The organism is Corallococcus terminator (genome assembly GCF_003611635.1).
In the GTDB taxonomy this organism is placed as follows: Bacteria; Myxococcota; Myxococcia; order Myxococcales; family Myxococcaceae; genus Corallococcus; species Corallococcus terminator.
Genome location: NZ_RAVZ01000625.1, coordinates 1 through 2,176, shown reverse-complemented (window position 1 = coordinate 2,176; position 2,176 = coordinate 1). Strand labels below are relative to the sequence as shown.

General features: G+C 68.6%; 3 protein-coding genes. All 3 read left to right on the top strand.

Annotated features, from left to right (window positions below; all coding sequences use genetic code 11):
• A partial coding sequence (locus D7V88_RS40870) for a hypothetical protein (protein ID WP_244238675.1) occupies positions 1-288 on the top strand: 288 nt, incomplete at its 5' end.
• A 4-nt stretch (positions 289-292) separates the two neighbouring features.
• Entirely contained in the window at positions 293-1,633 is a 1,341-nt protein-coding gene (locus D7V88_RS40865; RefSeq protein WP_120545880.1) for an AgmX/PglI C-terminal domain-containing protein, read from the top strand.
• 47 nt (positions 1,634-1,680) lie between these two features.
• The gene (locus tag D7V88_RS40860) at positions 1,681-2,127 is read left to right on the top strand and encodes a cyclic nucleotide-binding domain-containing protein (RefSeq protein ID WP_120545879.1); all 447 of its coding nucleotides are present in this window, start codon (positions 1,681-1,683) and stop codon (positions 2,125-2,127) included.
• Positions 2,128-2,176: the final 49 nt, after the last annotated feature.

The window sequence follows — 2,176 nt, the reverse complement described above, 5'->3', positions numbered from 1 at the left end:
CCCATGCGCCCCGCCCTCCTCCTCCTGCTGCTCGTCGCCGCCGGTCCGTCCCGGGCGGAGGATCCCGCGCCCGCGTCCGCCCCGAAGTCCGAGGGCAGCGCACAAGCCGCCACGGCGAAGAAGGCGCCCAAGGCCATCCACCTGGACGCCATCACCATCGACGGCCGCATCCAGAAACCGGAAGCCTTCTACTTTCTCGACCGCTCCAAACCGAGCTTCGACGACCTGAACCGCACCGAGAGCTTCGTGCCCAAGGTGGTCCAGAGCGTGGATCAGGACCCCTTCTAGCTCCATGGCCCTTCAAACCGCCCACAAGCTGCTGCGCGTCGGCGTCATCCAGGATGGCCGCATCGTCGAGGAGCATCACGTCCTCCACGACTCCGTCACCATCGGCGATGACGCCCGCAACACCATCGTCCTGCCCGCCACGCAGGAGCGCCCCGGGCGCTTCAAGGTGCTGGAGAACCGCGCCAACCAGTTCCACCTCATCATCGACGAGCACATGCAGGGCCGCGTCAACCTGGGCTCGTCCGACGTGGACTTCGACGCGCTGCGCACCCAGGGACTGGCCACCCGCCGCGAGGACGACACCTTCGATCTGCCCCTGCAGGAGAGCGCCCGCGGCAAGGTGGAGCTCACCGACGCCACGCTCTTCTTCCACTTCGTCCCCGCGCCCCCGGAGGGCTCGAAGCCCGCGCTGCCGCCGGAGCTGAAGTCCAGCTCGTGGCGAACGCTGGACCAGCTCTTCTTCCTCATCCTCGCGGCGATGCTGGTGCTCTACGTCATCAGCGTCGCGTTCATCGTCACCCGGCCCAAGGCGGTGGAGGCGGAGGTCGAACTGGAGCAGTTGGAGGACCGCTTCGTGCGCGCCTTCATCCCGCCGCAGCCCCCCGTGAAGGAAGCGCCGAAGGACACCGGCGCCGCCCCGGACAAGAAGCCGGACGAAACCAAGGCTCCACCGAAGAAGACCGCCGCCGCCACCACCCCGTCGACGCCCGCCAACTCGGCGGAGCAGCGCCAGCAACTGGCGGCGAAGGTGTCCAACACCGGCCTGCTCAAGATTCTTGGCAGCAAGGGCGAAGGCGGGGCCCTGGAGAACGTGCTCGGCGCCAGCATGGGCGGCACCAACGTGGCGGAGGCGCTCTCCGGCGCGCAGGCCGGCGGCGCGCTCACGGTCGGCTCGGGCGGCAATGGCCTGGCCAACCCCCAGGGTGACACCGGCGGCAAGGCGGCGGCCATCGGCGACCAGGTCACCCAGGGCGCGGGCAAGGTGGACACCGGCAGCAAGCAGGCCGTCAAGGTGCCCCAGGTGGCGGACGCGGCGGCGGAGGTGGACAGCGCCGAGGTCAACCCCAAGGACATGGCGCGCTTCATCCAACGCATGAAGGCGTCCATCCAGCGCTGCTACGAAAAAGAACTCAAGCGCGACCCCACCCTCAAGGGGCGGGTGATGGTCCGCTTCAACCTCAAGCCCAACGGTCGCGCGGACAACATCGAGGTGGACGAAAGCACCTTGCGCTCCGAGGGCGTCAGCAGTTGCATCATCACCACCATCCGGGGCTGGAAGTTCCCTTTCCAACCGAGTGACGACGTCCCCGTCTCCTACCCGTTCATCTTCTCGTCAGGAGATTAGGCTCGACCGTCCGGACCCTCCGGATACGCCGGACCCGCGGGGAACACATGGAGAAGCTGGCCGTCATCGCCACATCCCCCCTCTTCGAGATGCTCGCGCCCCCGGAGCTGGCGCGGCTGGCGGAGTTGGCGCGGCTGTACCGGTACGCGCACGGCGAAGTGGTCTTCCAGGAGGGCGACCTGGGCGACAGCCTCTTCGTCATCGTGCGAGGCCAGGTGGAGGTGGTGCGCGGCAGCCGCGGCAACGGCACGAAGCCCCTCACCGTGCTGGGCCCCCCGGAGTTCTTCGGGGAGATGGGCCTCATCGACAAGGACCACCGCTCCGCCACCGTGCGCGCCCTGGGCGAGGTGGAGCTGCTCCAGCTCACCGCACAGGATTTACGCACCTTCCGACTTGCTCATGCGGAGGGGTTCACCTTCATCGTGGTGAACATCGCGCGCAGCCTCTCCGAGCGGCTGCGGGACGCCAACGCCCGGCTGGCCCCGAACGACTGACGCCCGGCACGGCAGGGCGATGGGGCATTGCGTTGACACCCCACCCCCC

Excerpts from the sequence above, each read along its gene's own strand:
- D7V88_RS40865 (WP_120545880.1), top strand. The coding sequence starts at position 293 with ATGGCCCTTCAAACCGCCCACAAGCTGCTGCGCGTCGGCGTCATCCAG.
- D7V88_RS40860 (WP_120545879.1), top strand. The coding sequence starts at position 1,681 with ATGGAGAAGCTGGCCGTCATCGCCACATCCCCCCTCTTCGAGATGCTC.